The 13846-nt window shown below is 72.7% G+C and carries 10 protein-coding genes; 6 read left to right on the top strand and 4 right to left on the bottom strand.

Annotation, left to right across the window (positions count from 1 at the left end; all coding sequences use genetic code 11):
- Positions 1 to 85: 85 nt before the first annotated feature.
- The 4 genes from ACSDR0_RS14050 to ACSDR0_RS14035 all read right to left on the bottom strand — a co-directional run bounded on the left by ACSDR0_RS14050 (position 86) and on the right by ACSDR0_RS14035 (position 6276).
- Entirely contained in the window at positions 86 to 2233 is a 2148-nt protein-coding gene (locus ACSDR0_RS14050) for a serine/threonine-protein kinase (RefSeq protein ID WP_435289222.1), read from the bottom strand.
- A 218-nt stretch (positions 2234 to 2451) separates the two neighbouring features.
- Positions 2452 to 3858, bottom strand: coding sequence for a DUF1116 domain-containing protein (locus tag ACSDR0_RS14045; RefSeq protein ID WP_435289221.1), 1407 nt, complete (start codon positions 3856 to 3858; stop codon positions 2452 to 2454).
- A gap of 77 nt (positions 3859 to 3935) precedes the next feature.
- Positions 3936 to 5393, bottom strand: a complete 1458-nt coding sequence (locus tag ACSDR0_RS14040; protein ID WP_435289220.1) for an FdrA family protein — start codon at positions 5391 to 5393, stop codon at positions 3936 to 3938.
- Positions 5383 to 6276 carry a DUF2877 domain-containing protein gene (locus ACSDR0_RS14035; protein WP_435289219.1) on the bottom strand — a complete coding sequence of 298 codons (894 nt, stop codon included), beginning with the start codon at positions 6274 to 6276 and terminating at the stop codon, positions 5383 to 5385. Before ACSDR0_RS14035 ends, ACSDR0_RS14040 begins: the two co-directional genes overlap by 11 nt.
- 189 nt (positions 6277 to 6465) lie before the next feature.
- On the opposite strand from ACSDR0_RS14035, the gene ACSDR0_RS14030 reads away from it, so the two are divergent.
- The 6 genes from ACSDR0_RS14030 to cutA all read left to right on the top strand — a co-directional run bounded on the left by ACSDR0_RS14030 (position 6466) and on the right by cutA (position 13777).
- Entirely contained in the window at positions 6466 to 8028 is a 1563-nt protein-coding gene (locus tag ACSDR0_RS14030) for a PucR family transcriptional regulator (RefSeq protein ID WP_435289218.1), read from the top strand.
- A gap of 10 nt (positions 8029 to 8038) precedes the next feature.
- The gene (locus ACSDR0_RS14025; protein WP_435289217.1) at positions 8039 to 8254 is read left to right on the top strand and encodes an RNA-binding S4 domain-containing protein; all 216 of its coding nucleotides are present in this window, start codon (positions 8039 to 8041) and stop codon (positions 8252 to 8254) included.
- A gap of 272 nt (positions 8255 to 8526) precedes the next feature.
- Positions 8527 to 9915: a uracil-xanthine permease family protein gene (locus tag ACSDR0_RS14020; protein ID WP_435289216.1), complete on the top strand. Its 1389-nt coding sequence runs from the start codon at positions 8527 to 8529 to the stop codon at positions 9913 to 9915.
- Positions 9912 to 10781 (top strand): FAD binding domain-containing protein, encoded by an 870-nt coding sequence (locus tag ACSDR0_RS14015; protein ID WP_435289215.1) that lies wholly within the window; start codon positions 9912 to 9914, stop codon positions 10779 to 10781. The genes ACSDR0_RS14020 and ACSDR0_RS14015 overlap by 4 nt, the downstream gene beginning before the upstream one ends.
- Positions 10774 to 11250 (top strand): (2Fe-2S)-binding protein, encoded by a 477-nt coding sequence (locus ACSDR0_RS14010; RefSeq protein WP_435289214.1) that lies wholly within the window; start codon positions 10774 to 10776, stop codon positions 11248 to 11250. The genes ACSDR0_RS14015 and ACSDR0_RS14010 overlap by 8 nt, the downstream gene beginning before the upstream one ends.
- Positions 11251 to 11386: 136 nt before the next feature.
- Complete coding sequence (cutA, locus tag ACSDR0_RS14005) at positions 11387 to 13777, top strand: aerobic carbon-monoxide dehydrogenase large subunit (RefSeq protein WP_435289213.1); 2391 nt, start codon at positions 11387 to 11389, stop codon at positions 13775 to 13777.
- Positions 13778 to 13846: the final 69 nt, after the last annotated feature.

Raw genomic sequence — 13846 nt, 5'->3', positions numbered from 1 at the left:
ACGAGGCATTTCGCGGGCGGCGTGACGGGACCCGGGGGTGGCGGACGGCAGGCGGGGTGACGGCGGCGGACGGTGGGCGGCGGGGTCAGTCGACCGAGGTGAAGGTGGCGAAGAACGTTTCGAGGATCTCCGAGTTCTTCTCCCAGTCCAGGTCCTGGACCCTGAACGTGATCTGGTAGGCGGTCTGGCCGTTGAGGGCGACGTAACGCGTCAGGCCGTGCATCGGGACGCCGTTGGGCTGGACGTAGGTGTACTCCCAGTCCGCGGCCTTCCACGTGCGGTAGTTCACCACCGTCACGCCGACCTCGGTGTATTCGTCCAGGCCTTTCTTGCTCGCCCTGCCCAGTGCCGTCACCGGGTCCGTGACCGGCACCTCGACGATGACGAGGGTCTGCCCGCCGCTCTTCGGCCCGGAGAAGGTGACCGCTCCGCCGGGGCCCGCCTTCACCGTCCAGTCGCCGGGTACCGCGCCGGAGACACCGGCGGCGTTCGCCAGCTTGAAGCCCTCGGGGATCTCCTCGCTCGGCCCGGCGGGTGTCACCGGCTCGGCCGCCGTGGAGATCGCCGTGGACGGGCCGCTGGTGACCGCGGTGTCGGAGGAGTTTCCGCCGGGCAGGAAGACGAGCATCCCGGCGACCACGATGGCCAGCACGCCGCCCCCGCCGAGCATCAGCAGGCGGACGTCGAGACCGCCCCCCTCGCCTCCCGGGGCGCGGCGCGCGTTCCCGCGCACCGCACTCCTGCTGGGCGAGGTCAGGGACTGCGAGTCCCGTACGGCGGCGCGGGAGGACGCCTCCCGCGAGGTGGGCGTGGGCCAGAGCGCCGCCTCACGGGCCTTGGACGCCTCGCTCTGGCCGCCGCGACGCGGTGCGGCCGGTGGCGCGGACGGCGGGCCGGCCGACGGCGCGGGCGCCGGTGCGGCGGGCAGGTCGCCGGAGAAGCTGCTCAGCGGGTCGAACGGGTTGCCGTCGGGCCCGGTCGCCGGGATGCGCAGCGCGTCGTAGCCGCGCTGGTGCTCGCCCGCCAGGCCGGTGGCCGCGTCGGCCCGCGCCCCGCCCACCTGCGGGAACCCGCCGGAGGCGGGGCCGGATCCGGGGAAGGACAGCGGGTCCGCGCGATAGGACCCCGACGGGCTGGCGAGCGCGTCGTAGGGGAGCTGGTGGCCGCCGGAGAAGTCGCCGGCCGGTTCGTACGGCACCCGGATCGGGCCGGAGGGCGTCTCGATGATCCGGGAGGGCATCGGCCCCGACGGCACGTCCAGCGGGGGCATCAGGTGGATCGGCATGGAGTCGCCGGGGACCGGCATCGACGAGGGCGACGGGCTGGGCGCGCGGTTCGGGGTGCTGGAGCCGTGGCTGCGCAGCACCCGGTCGAGCAGGTCCGACACCTGCGAGGCGCTCATCCGGTCGGCGGGGTTCTTGCGGAGCAGGCCCTCGATGACGGTGATCAGGGCACCGGCCCGCTGGGGGCGGCTGGGCTCCTGCGTGAGGATCGCGCCGAGCACGGCCACCGCGTCCGGCCCCTCGTAGGGGGGCCGTCCCTCGACCGCCGCGTACAGCGTGGCGCCGAAGGACCACAGGTCCGAGGACTGCGTGACCGGCTGGCCCGACAGCCGCTCCGGCGGGATGTAGGCGGGCGAGCCCATCAGCAGGCCGGTCTGGGTGATCGCGACGTCGCCCTCGATCGCGGCGATGCCGAAGTCGGTGAGCACCACCCGGTCGGAGGTCAGCAGCACGTTGCCCGGCTTGACGTCGCGGTGCATGATCCCGGCGGCGTGGGCGTGGCGGAGCGCGTCGAGCACCCGGACGCCGATCTCGGCGGCCTGGACCACCGGCAGCGGCCCGCTCTGCCGCACGGCCTGCTCCAGCGACCAGGCGCGGACCAGCTCCATCACGATCCAGGGGCGGCCGTCCTCCTCGACGACGTCGTGGACGGTGACGATGCCGGGGTGGCTGAGCCGGGCCGCCGAGCGGGCCTCGCGGAGCATCCGCCGGTGGGCCCCCCGCGTGCCCGCGTGGTCAAGCCCGTAGGGGAGGATCAGCTCCTTGACCGCGACGTCCCGGTCGAGCAGGACGTCGTGCGCGTGCCACACCATGCCCATCCCGCCACGGCCCACCGGTGACACCAGGCGGTAGCGCCTGCCCACCAGCCTGCCCTGGCCCTCCGGTGCTCCTCCAGCGGAATCGCCGCCCTCAGGCCCCTGGGGGTTTCTCCCGAGCAAGCGATCGGTCATCGTTCCCCGTTCCCCATAACCAGCCCTTGTGAGGTGGACACGATATCGGGATGGCATTTGGTTATGGAAGTTTGCATGCTGAGAAGGCGCGTGACGGTATTTGTCAGGATCGGTGTTCTTCAGATCACTGAGCCTGCGTCCGCGCTCCGACGTCGCCGAATGCTACCTGCGGATGGAGGAATTGTCAGCTTTACCCAATCTTAATAGACAAAAGATCACTAAGTAGCCGTATGTTCATGATCGGCTGCCTCGGCCAGCGCGGCCAGGGCCGAGGTGAAGGCCGAGGCGGGCGGGCTGACCAGCCCCGCGCCGACCTGCCCGGTTCCCGCGACCCGTCCGGCGATGCCGGTGTTCACGGTGGGCAGCAAACCCGTCCTGGCGACCAGCGTGACGTCGACGCCGACCGGAGTGCCCCGGAAGTCCAGTCCCGGGATCTGGTACGCGGGATGCTCGGCCAGGGTGATCTCGTACATGGACCGGGTGGCCGCCATCGCGTCCGACACGTTCCCGCCGACGAACCTCACGATCGCCGGGGCCGCGGCCATCGCGAAGCCGCCCAGTCCCGCCGTCTCGGTGATCGTCGAGTCGCCGATGTCGGGGTTGGCGTCGCCGGGGCCGTACGCGCCCAGATAGAGGCCGTCCGGCACGCCCGCCGGGCCGGTGAACCAGCGGTCGCCCAGCCCGGAGACCTGGACCCCGAAGTCCGTGCCGTTGCGGGCCATCGCGACGACCATCGTGGAGCCGGGGATGTTCCTCGCGGCGTCCGTGCCGACCTTGCACGCGGCCATGCCCGCGTTGAGGAAGAAGTGGTCGTTGCCGTTGACGAAGCGCAGGACCTCGGCGGCGTGGCCGGGAGCGGCCTCCACCACGTGGGGGGCCAGCTCGCGCACCAGCAGCGAGGTGGCGGCGCGGTTGCGGTTGTGCAGCTCGTCGCCCATCTGCAGGGCCTGCGCGGCCAGCGACCTGAGGTCGAGCGGCCCGCTCCGCTCCAGGGTGGCCTGGAGCACCGGGCCGAGCACCTCGGCCATCCAGCGCAGCCGCTCCAGCACCTCGGGGCCGTACGCGCCGTACCGCAGCACCTTGCCCAGGCCCTCGTTGAGCGAGCAGTAGGCGGTGCCGCCGTGCTCGGCGTCGCGCACCTCGAACATCCACATCGACGGGGCGACCACGCCCGCCATCGGCCCGACGGTCCGGTGGTGGTGGCAGGAGTCGAACCGGGCCCGCCCGGCGGCCAGCCGCTCCTCGGCCTCCTCTGCGTCGGCGGCCAGCCCCTCCAGCAGCATCGCCCCGATGAGCGCGCCCCGCATCGGGCCCGACGCCCGCTCCCACTCGATCGGCGGGCCCGCGTGCAGGAACGTGCCCCTGGGCAGGTCGAGCACCTCGTGCGCGGGCCGTACCCCGACGAGCTGCGGGCGCGCCGAGACCAGGCGGCCCACGGCCGTCTCGTTGGCGCGGACCCTGCGCGGGTCGGCCAGCACCCTGGCCAGGTCCGCCTCGGTGCCGGGCATCGGCGGGCGCCAGTCCACCCGGACCCGCGAGACGGCCTGCGCGTCCAGCGCCTCGCCGAGCACGTCGGCCCCCACCGTGATCACTTCCGGCTCGCCGGAAAGCATGGACAACGTCATCAGTTCTCCTTGAACCTGGAACGAGCCCGGAACGAGTCCGGAACCGGCCCGGAAATCTCCGCCTTCGCCGCGAACGGTCAACGGGCGTTCGCGGCGATCCCCGCGGCCGCCCGCGCGGCGTACCCGGCGGCCCCGGCGTTGGACGTGAACACCGCGGCCCCCGCCGCGTTCAGGGCCCCCGCCTGCGCGGCCAGCCCCTGCGGGTCGCCCTCGGAGCCGACCAGCGCGACCACCGCCGTGACACCTCTCGCGACGGCCTCGGCGATCGCGGGCGCGAGCCTGGCGGAGGGATCGGGGTCGGCGCCGTGGCCGAGCACCACGTCGAGCAGGACGACGTCGCCCGGCGGCACCTCGGCCAGGGCCTCCAGGCGGAGCGTCGGGTCGATCATCGGGTGGGCCCTGCCGACCGTGTAGGCGTCGTCGCCGAAGTCGGTGAACTCGCCGGTCCCGGCGATCAGCCGCGCCTCCACGCACAGCGTCCCGCCCGAGTAGATCCCCCGCAGGTTCCTCCCGGCTCTCTCGCCGCCCGCCTCCGGGAGCCCGGCTCTCTCGCCGCCCGTCGCGGAAAGCCCGGGTGCCGCGCCGGCCGTCCCGGGGGCGGGCCAGGAGGGCCAGGTGGGGACCAGGACACCGAGGGTGCGCAGGGCGGCCTCGGTCACCGAGGTCAGGTCGTCCTGGCCGGGACCGAGCAGGGCGGTCACGACCGGCGTGCCGAGCTTCGCGAGGGCCTTCTCGACGACCCGCGCGACCTCGGGGGCCGGAGGTTTGGAGATCAGGACGATCAGTTCGGTGGCGGGGTCGGCGTCGAGTGCCTCCAGGGCACGCAGGGTGGACAGCCCGCCCACCTCCGCGGACAGGTCGCGACCGCCCACGCCCAGCACGTGGGACACCCCCACACCGGCCAGGTCGAGCAGGCAGGTCACCTGCTGCGCACCCGTCCCCGAGGCGGCCACCAGCCCGACCGGGCCGGGGCGCAGGACGTTCGCGAAGCCGAGCCCCGCCCCGCCGATCACCGCGGTGCCGCAGTCGGGACCCATGACCAGCACGCCGCGCTCGGCGGCGCGCCTCTTGAGCAGCACCTCCTGCTCGACCGGGACGTTGTCACTGAAGATCATCACGGACAGGCCCGCCTCGACCGCGTCCAGCGCCTCGGCGAACGCGTGCGGGCCCGGCACCGAGACCAGGGCCAGGGTGGCGGCGCGCTCGCGGGCCGCGGCGCGGACGGTGCGCGGGGGACGCTCCGCGGTGCCGCCGGCGGCGGACGGGGTCGACAGCGCGGCCAGCAGCCCGTCCAGTTCCGCGGACGCGGCCTCCAGGGCGTCCGCCTCCCCGCGCAACGCGATCAGCAGGTCGGCGGGAGCGGCAGGGGGAAGGGCGAAACCCAGCTCGGCGGCGATCCCGAGGTTGAGCTCCGTGGCCATCGCCACCACCGCGACCTCCACGCCGGGCAGCGCGCCCGCCGCGCGGCTGATCCGCATCAGGCTCACGGAGTCGTGGTAGACCCCCGTACGCGTCCGGACCACATCAGTACTCACAATCGCCCCCGTCTTCCAGATCGATCACCGCCGCGAGCCCGATCCGCAGTCCCCACGCCAGGTCGGCCCCCGAGGTGTGGCCCAGCTGCAGGAGGCGGTGCAGCGAGGCCTCCAGGGACTGCCGTCCCGCCAGGCCCCGCAGTACGGCCAGCACCTCGCCGCTGGCCTCGCCCCTGGCGGCGCACTGCAGCAGCGCCGCCGAGATCGGGGTGGTCCTGCCGCGCACGTCGAAGGTGACCGCCGCGGCGAGCCAGTCGGCCAGCCAGACGGCTCGACTCGCCCCCGCCGCCCCGCCCAGGTGGCGCAGCGCGACCAGCAGCCCCGCGAGCACGTCGTCGCCGCTCGGCGTGAGCCCGGGACCCAAACCGACCAGCTGCTCGGCGGCCACCACGCTCTTCAGCAGCGAGCCCTCGGCGCACCCCTGGGTCAGCAGGCCCGCCGCGCCGTTGCCCTCCAGCCCGGGACGCCTCGGCGACCGCTCGCACTGCTCCACCAGGGCCGGCAGCGAGCGGGCCAGCCGTGCCGTGTCCACGGCGCCGAGCGGCGGGGCCGGGTTCCACCAGCGGTGGGCCCGCAGGCTGAGCCGCCCGACGTCGATCGAGCCGTCTCCGACGGACGCCTCGTCGCCCACCGCGACCCGCGGCATCGGGTCGGTGACCACCATGGAGTTGGGCAGGCGGGTGGCGTCCCCGGTCACCACCGCGATGACCTGCGGTTCCAGCTCCGTGCGTACCTCAAGGTAGACGCCGGAGGGGAAGGCCGCCAGCACCCGCGCCGGGCGGCGGGGAGCCTCCAGCATCTGGCGCAGGGACGTGCTGGCCGCGCCGGTCCTGTGCGTCCGCGCGTGCACGCGCTGCGTCCTCGGGCGTGTTCCAACGGTCATGAGCGCTCCTCGGCAGGCCCCGTGGGTATGAAGGTGCTCTCTCCAGCGGTTCGCTCGCTCACGGACTCCCCCATCCATTGAGCCGACGGTAGAACGGGCGTGGAGGCAGGCCGTACGGAGAAAGGTGCCAACAGTCTGCTCAAAGGTTGGCTCTTCCTGACAGACGGGTCCATCAGTCACAATCACCTCATGGAACCCCCCGTGCGCCCGGCGAGCACCGGAACGATCATTCACGGCGTCGCCGTCGGCGAGGTCCTCGGTGTCTCGACGCTGGCGGGAGCCCGGCTGATCGCGGGGGAACGGGGCCTGGACCGCGTCGTGCAGCGCCTCAACGTGATGGAGGTGCCCGACGTCCTGGCCTGGGTCAAGCCGCACGAGCTGCTGCTCACCACCGGCTACCCGCTGCGCAACACGCCCCAGTCGCTCGGCAGGCTGGTGGCCGACCTCGACGAGCGCGGCCTGGCCGCGCTGGCCGTCAAGCTCGGCCGCTATCTCGACGAGCTGCCCGAGGAGATGGTGGAGCAGGCCGACCGGCTGGGCTTCCCGCTGATCCAGCTTCCCGACGACGTCGGCTTCGACGACATCCTCAACCAGGTCCTGACCGACATCCTCAACCGCCAGGCCGCCGTGCTGGCCAGGGCCGAGGAGGCGCACCGGGCGCTGGTCCAGGTCGTGCTCGCCGGGGGCGGGCTGCGCGAGGTGACGGCGGAGGTCGCCGGGCTGCTGGGCGTGGGGGTGGCCGTGCTGGACGGGACGGGGCACGTGCTGGCCGCGGCCGGGCCCGTCGAGCACGTGGCCGCGCTGCGCGACGCGCCCGAGGGACGCCACGCCTCGGTGCCGGTCGTGGCGGGCGGTCACCACCACGGCAGGATCGTCGCCTGCGGCCCGGTCGGGTCGATCGGTGACAGCGACGTCGGCATTCTGGAACGTGCCGCCACGGTCGCCGCGCTGGTGGTGACCCGGCAGGAGGCGGTCAACGCCGTCGAGAGCAAGTACCGCGCCGACTTCCTGCGCGACGTGCTCACCGGCAGGGCGGGGGGCTCGGAACGGGTCGCCTCCCGGGCCAGGGCCTTCGGCTGGGACCTGCAGCGCCCGGTCACCGTGCTGGTGGCCGAGCTCGACCCCGAGGGCGACGAGCGCGCCGCCCAGGACCGCCTGGTCACCTGCTGGACCGGCGCGATGCGCCGCCACGACGCGCGCGGCGCGGTGGCCGGGTTCTCCCACGAGGTCGTCACCATCGTGGACGCGTCCGTCGACGCGGGCCGCCTGGCCAAGGACGCCGCCGCGGCCTTCTCCGAGTCCCTGCCCGCCACCTTCTCCACCGGTGCCAGCCGCACCGCCGTCGGGGCCGAGGCGCTGCCCGAGGCGTACGGTCAGGCGCTGAAGGCCGCGCGGGTGGGCCGCCAGCTCCACGGCAACGGCGCGGTCGCGCACTTCGACCAGCTCGGCGTCTACCGGCTGCTGTCCCTGGTCAACGACACCGCCGAGCTGCACGCCTTCGTCCGCGAGACCCTCGGCCCGCTCGCCTCCGACGACGACGCGGAGAACGCCGACCTGCGCCGCACGCTGCAGGTGCTGCTGGAGACCAACCTCAACGTGGCCGAGACGGCGCGCAGGCTGCACTTCCACTACAACACGCTGCGCTATCGGATCGGCAAGCTGGAGCGCATGCTCGGCGGCTTCACCGAGGACGCCCACCTGCGCCTGAACCTCACCCTCGCCCTGCATGTTCTCAGGATGCGCGGGATCTAAGCTGTTCGGCGTGAACGAGACCTTCGAGCTGGAAACCGAATTCATCCCGCTGTGCGACCTGCTCAAATACTGCGGCGTCACCGATACGGGGGGCCAGGCCAAGCACTTCATCGCCGACGGCAACGTGCTGGTGGACGGCGAGGTCGAGCTCCGCAAGACCTGCAAGATCCGCGACGGCCAGGTGGTGGCCGGAGACGGCTTCGAGATTCACGTGGTCGCGAAGTAGCGCGCGCCGTACGCGACCCTCACCGGGCAGGCAGATACGCCGTACGCGATTCTCGCCGGGCCGGCCGGTATGCCCGTACGCGATCCTCACCGGGCAGGCAGGTGCGCCGTGCGCGAGGTATCCACTGGTCGGCCCCTCAGATTTGGCAGATCATGACGATGTAAGGGCATCGCTTCAGTCCTAACGTGCCCGCAACGGCTGTAAAGGGGATTCGCCGGAGGGATGCCCGCGGGGTGGCCACCGACCGACGGCCCGGTGAAAGGTGGGGCTCGATGGTTGCAGGTTGGACGAAACACGGCGACGGCAAGACACTCGCCCCGGGAGAGGTGGTCAGACCCGACGAACGGCTGTCGTGGCCGCGCATGGTCGGGTTCGGAGCGCAGCACGTCGTGGCGATGTTCGGCGCGACCTTCGTCTTCCCCCTGGTGATGGGACTCGACGCCAACGTCGCCATCATGTTCTCGGGCATCGGAACGATCATGTTCCTGCTCATCGTGAAGGGCAGGATCCCCAGCTACCTCGGGACCAGCGCGTCCTTCGTGGCCGGTGTGGCCTCCATCCGAGGGCTCTTCGGCGGCGACACCCCCGCCGTCGACGCGATCGTCACCGGCGCCATCCTGGTCGTCGGCCTGATCCTCGCGCTGCTGGGCGTGGCCGTGCACTTCCTGGGCGTGGGGGTGATCCATCGGATCTTCCCGCCGGTCGTCACCGGCGCCGTCGTCATGCTGATCGGCTTCGGCCTGGCGTACGTGGTCGCCGACGTCTACTGGAAGCAGGACCAGTGGATCGCGCTGATCACGATGGTCGTGACGTTCGTCATCATCGGCCTGTTCAAGGGCTTCATCGGCAGGATCGGCATCCTGCTCGGCCTGCTCGTCGGTTTCATCCTCTCCTGGGTGGCCGACAGGGTCTTCGGGGACATCACCGCCTTCAACGCGGGCACCGGCGCGGTCGACACGCACCCCAGGGTGAGCTTCGACGCCGTGGCGTCGGCCGACTGGATCGGCCTGCCGAGCATGCACCTCCCCGACGTCAGGTTCTCCGCCGTGCTGCTGGTCCTGCCGGCCGCGATCGCGCTGTTCGCCGAGAACGTCGGCCACGTCAAGGCCGTCGGTGAGATGACCAAGACCGACGTCGACCCGTACATGGGCCGGGCGGTCGCCGCCGACGGCGCCGCCACCGTCGTCGCCAGCACCTTCGGTGGCTCCCCGACCACCACCTACGCCGAGAACATCGGCGTCATGGCCGCCACCCGCGTCTACTCGACGGCCGCCTACTACATCGCCGCCGTCATCGCGATCCTGTTCGGGCTCTGCCCCAAGTTCGGCGCGCTGGTCGCGGCCACGCCGGGCGGCGTGCTCGGCGGCATCACCGTCATCCTGTACGGGATGATCGGCCTGCTCGGCGCGAAGATCTGGATCGAGAACCGGGTCGACTTCGCCGACCCCGTCAACCTCGTCCCGATCGGGGCCGGGATCATCCTCGCCATCGGCCCGGTCACGCATATGATCGGATCGGACTTTCCGCTGGAGGGCATCGCCTTCGGCACCATCGTGGTGGTGGCCGGCTACCACCTGCTCCGGGTCTTCGCCGGGCGGGGCGGCACCGGTGGCGGCGCCGGTCCAGAGGTGTCCGAGCCGCGACGAGAGGTCACCGGGTGAAGCCACCCCCGTTCGAATACCACGCACCCCGCTCCCTCGGCGAGGCGCTCGACGCCCTCGCCGGGGCCGGGGAGCACGGCAAGGTGCTCGCCGGGGGGCAGAGCCTGATCCCGCTGCTGAACATGCGGCTGGCCGCCCCCGCCCACCTGGTCGACATCAACCGGCTGCCGGAGCTGGCGTTCGTCGACGTCGCGCCGGAGGGCGTCCGGGTCGGAGCCCTGGCCAGGCACGCCCAGGTGGAACGGCACGAACCGGTCGCCGCCGCCCAGCCGCTGCTGCGCCGGGCGCTCCGGCTGGTGGCCCACCCGGTGATCCGCAACCGGGGGACCGTCGTCGGCAGCCTGGCCCACGCCGACCCCGCCGCCGAGCTGCCCGCCGTCCTCGCCCTGCTGGGGGGCTCGGTACGGCTGGCACGGTCCGGCGCCGTCAGGGACGTCCCCGCCGACGACTTCTTCACCGGCCCGCTGGAGTCGGCGATCGACCCGGGCGAGCTGGCCGTCTCCGCGTTCTTCCCCGCGCCGCCCCCGCGCTCGGGCACCGCGTTCCGCGAGATCGCCCGGCGGCACGGCGACTACGCCCTGGCCGGGATCGCGGCGCTGGTCGTCCTGGACGACGACCTGAGGATCACCTCGGCCACGGTGGCGTGCGTGAGTCTCGGCCCCGTCCCGCTGCTCGTCGACGTCTCCGAGGCCGTCGGCCACCGCCCGTCCGCCTCGGCGGACTGGGCCTCGGCGGCCCGCGCCGTACGGGAACGGGTCGACCCCGAGGCCGACATCCACGCGACCGCCGCCTACCGGCGGCACCTCGCCGGGGTCCTCACCGAGCAGGCACTCCGTGACGCCGCCAGGGAGGCCGCAGATGCATGAGATCACTCTGACCGTCAACGGGGTGCTCCGGCAGGCGGAGGTCCCGGCGCGGCGGCTGCTGTCCGACTGCCTGCGGCACGACCTCGGCCTGACCGGCACGCACGTCGGGTGCGAGCACGGTGTCTGCGGGTGCTGCACGGTGCTGCTGGACGGCGAGCCCGTCCGCTCCTGCCTGACGTTCGCGGTCACCGTGGACGGGCGCGACATCACCACCGTCGAGGGGCTCGCCGGCGGTGACGGCGCGCTGTCGCCGGTGCAGCGGGCCTTCGCCGAGTGCCACGGCCTGCAGTGCGGCTTCTGCACCCCCGGCTTCCTGTGCACGGTGACCGCGCTGCTGCGCGACAACCCGGCGCCGACCGACGAGGAGGTGCTGGAGGGCATCTCCGGCAACCTGTGCCGGTGCACGGGCTACCAGAACATCGTCAAGTCCGTCCACCGCGCGGCCGAGATCCTGGCGGAGGAGTCGTGAGCCGGCACGGCGGGCGCTTCGTGAGCACGTGTGGCGAATCCCCGGGCGGACTCGGGGATTCCCCGGGCGGGTTCGGGGGATTCCCGGGTGGGTGCGGCGGGAGACACGTCCCGGCGGGCCGTCAGGTGAGGCGATCATGACCACGAAACTGTTCGGCGAACCGGTCACCCGGCGCGAGGACCCCCGGCTGCTGACCGGGAAGGGCCTCTATCTCGACGACCTGGGAGCCGGGGCGCTGGAGGCGGCGTTCGTCAGGTCCCCGCACGCCCACGCCAGGATCCGCGACATCGACGTCTCGGCCGCCATCGAGGTCGAGGGACTGGTGGCGATCTACACCTGGGAGGACCTGCCCGGCGCGCTCGCCCAGCCGCTGCCGCTGCTCATCCCGCACCCGGCGCTCACCCACGGCCGCACCGCGTACCCGCTGGCCCGCGAGATCGTCAGGCACGTCGGCGAGCCCGTCGTGATGGTCGTGGCCCGCGACCGCTACCTCGCCGAGGACGCCTGCGCGCTCATCCAGGTCGACTACGAGGTCCTCAAACCGGTGGTCGGCGTGGAGGAGGCCGCGCAGTCCGCCCAGCTCGTCCACGAGGGCGTGCCGGGCAACGTCGGCGCGCACCTGGTCCAGGAGGTGCCCTCGGCCGCCGGGCTCGGCGCGCGCGAGGCCGTCGACGCCGCGCCGCACACGCTGTCGTTCCGGCTCGACATCGAGCGCAGCGCGTCCATGCCGCTGGAGGGACGCGGCGTGCACGCCCGCTGGGACGCCGACGACCACTCCCTGCGCGTCCACTCCAGCACCCAGACCTCCACCAGCGTCCGCATGGCCATCGCGGCCAAGCTCGGCCTGCCGCTGCCGAAGGTCGAGGTGATCGCCCCCGACGTGGGCGGCGGGTTCGGCGTGAAGATCGTGCACCCGTGGCCGGAGGAGATCCTGGTCCCGTGGGCGGCGATCACGCTCGGCCGCGAGGTCAAGTGGACCGAGGACCGGCGCGAGCACTTCATCTCCTCCGCGCACGAGCGGGCCCAGGTGCAGTCGGTCCGGGTCGGCTTCGACGACGAGGGCCGGGTGCTCGGCCTGGACGTCGAGATCCTGCACGACCACGGCGCCTACACGCCGTACGGGATCATCGTGCCGATCATCACCTCCACCCAGCTGCTCGGCCCCTACCGGATCGGCGCCTACCGGGTCGAGTTCTCCTCGATCTACACCAACACCGTGCAGGTCACCCCGTACCGGGGCGCGGGCCGCCCCCAGGGGGTCTTCTGCATGGAGCGCACCATGGACCACATCGCCGAGTACCTCGGGGCCGACCGCACCGCGGTGCGCGCGGTCAACTTCATCCAGCCGGACGAGTTCCCCTACGACCAGGGCCTGATCTTCCAGGACGGCCGCCCGCTGATCTACGACAGCGGCGACTACCCCGAGTCGCTGCGGATGCTCAAGGAGCTGATCGGCTGGGACGACTTCCCGGCGCTGAAGGCCCGCGCCGCCGAGGAGGGCCGCACGATCGGGATCGGCGTCGGCTGCTACGTCGAGGGCACCGGCGTCGGCCCGTACGAGGGCGGGCACGTCCAGATCACCTCCGACGGCCGGGTGCACGTCTCCACCGGCCTCACCTCGCAGGGCCAGGGCCACGAGACGGTGTTCGCGCAGATCGCCGCGTCCGAGCTGGGCGTGCCGATGGAGCGGGTCTCGGTCGTCACCGGCGACACCCGCAGATTCGGCTACGCGGTCGGCACGTTCGCCTCGCGCGCCGCGGTGATGAGCGGCAACGCGATCGCGCTGGCCTGCAGGAAGGTCAGGGAGAAGGCACTGCGGATCGCCGCCGACGCGCTGGAGGCCGACCCCCGCGACCTGGAGATCGTCGACGGGGAGGTGCGCGTGGCGGGCACCCCCGGCGCCTCGATCCCGCTGGCGACCGTGGCGGTGCTGTCCAACCCGCTGCGCTACGCCTTCGACGAGGAGGCGGCCAGGGCCACCCAGTTCGCGGGCGCCGCGTCCTACGACCGGCCGCCGGTGGCCGAGGGGGAGGAGCCGGGGCTGGAGGGCCGCGACTACTACTCGCCGATCCGCTCGACCTTCGCCTCCGGCATGCACGCGGCCATCGTCGAGACCGATCCGCTCACCGCCGAGATCCGCATCCTGCGCTACGCCGTCGTCCACGACTGCGGCAGGCTGATCAACCCGATGATCGTCGAGGGCCAGATCCACGGCGGGGTCGCCCAGGGCGTCGGCGGGGCCCTGTACGAGAAGATGGTCTACGACGGCCACGGCCAGCTGCTGAACGCCTCGTTCATGGACTTCCTGATGCCGTACGCCACCGAGGTGCCCTTCATCGAGACCGCCCACTTGGAGACCCCGTCCCCGCTCAATCCCCTTGGTATCAAGGGCGCGGGCGAGGCGGGGGTCATCCCGGTCTCGGCGGTGATCGCCTCGGCGATCGAGGACGCGGAGGGCATCAGGATCGACAGGATGCCGATCTCCCCGTCGGACCTGTTCGACCTGCGCCACGCTGCCAGGGGCTGAGGCTTGGCGTCATCAGGGCTCCCAGGGGCGGACCTTCTCGGCCGGACAGGAGGCGTCTCCGGAATGACG

The sequence above is a fragment of the Streptosporangium sp. G11 genome (assembly GCF_051192615.1).
Taxonomy (GTDB): domain Bacteria; phylum Actinomycetota; class Actinomycetes; order Streptosporangiales; family Streptosporangiaceae; genus Streptosporangium.
Note: the sequence above shows the minus strand (reverse complement) of the source record. Positions and strands in the feature narration are given on the sequence as shown.

Excerpts from the sequence above, each read along its gene's own strand:
- ACSDR0_RS14050 (WP_435289222.1), bottom strand. The coding sequence starts at position 2,233 with ATGACCGATCGCTTGCTCGGGAGAAACCCCCAGGGGCCTGAGGGCGGC.
- ACSDR0_RS14045 (WP_435289221.1), bottom strand. The coding sequence starts at position 3,858 with ATGACGTTGTCCATGCTTTCCGGCGAGCCGGAAGTGATCACGGTGGGG.
- ACSDR0_RS14035 (WP_435289219.1), bottom strand. The coding sequence starts at position 6,276 with ATGACCGTTGGAACACGCCCGAGGACGCAGCGCGTGCACGCGCGGACG.
- ACSDR0_RS14030 (WP_435289218.1), top strand. The coding sequence starts at position 6,466 with ATGGAACCCCCCGTGCGCCCGGCGAGCACCGGAACGATCATTCACGGC.
- ACSDR0_RS14020 (WP_435289216.1), top strand. The coding sequence starts at position 8,527 with ATGGTTGCAGGTTGGACGAAACACGGCGACGGCAAGACACTCGCCCCG.
- ACSDR0_RS14010 (WP_435289214.1), top strand. The coding sequence starts at position 10,774 with ATGCATGAGATCACTCTGACCGTCAACGGGGTGCTCCGGCAGGCGGAG.
- cutA (WP_435289213.1), top strand. The coding sequence starts at position 11,387 with ATGACCACGAAACTGTTCGGCGAACCGGTCACCCGGCGCGAGGACCCC.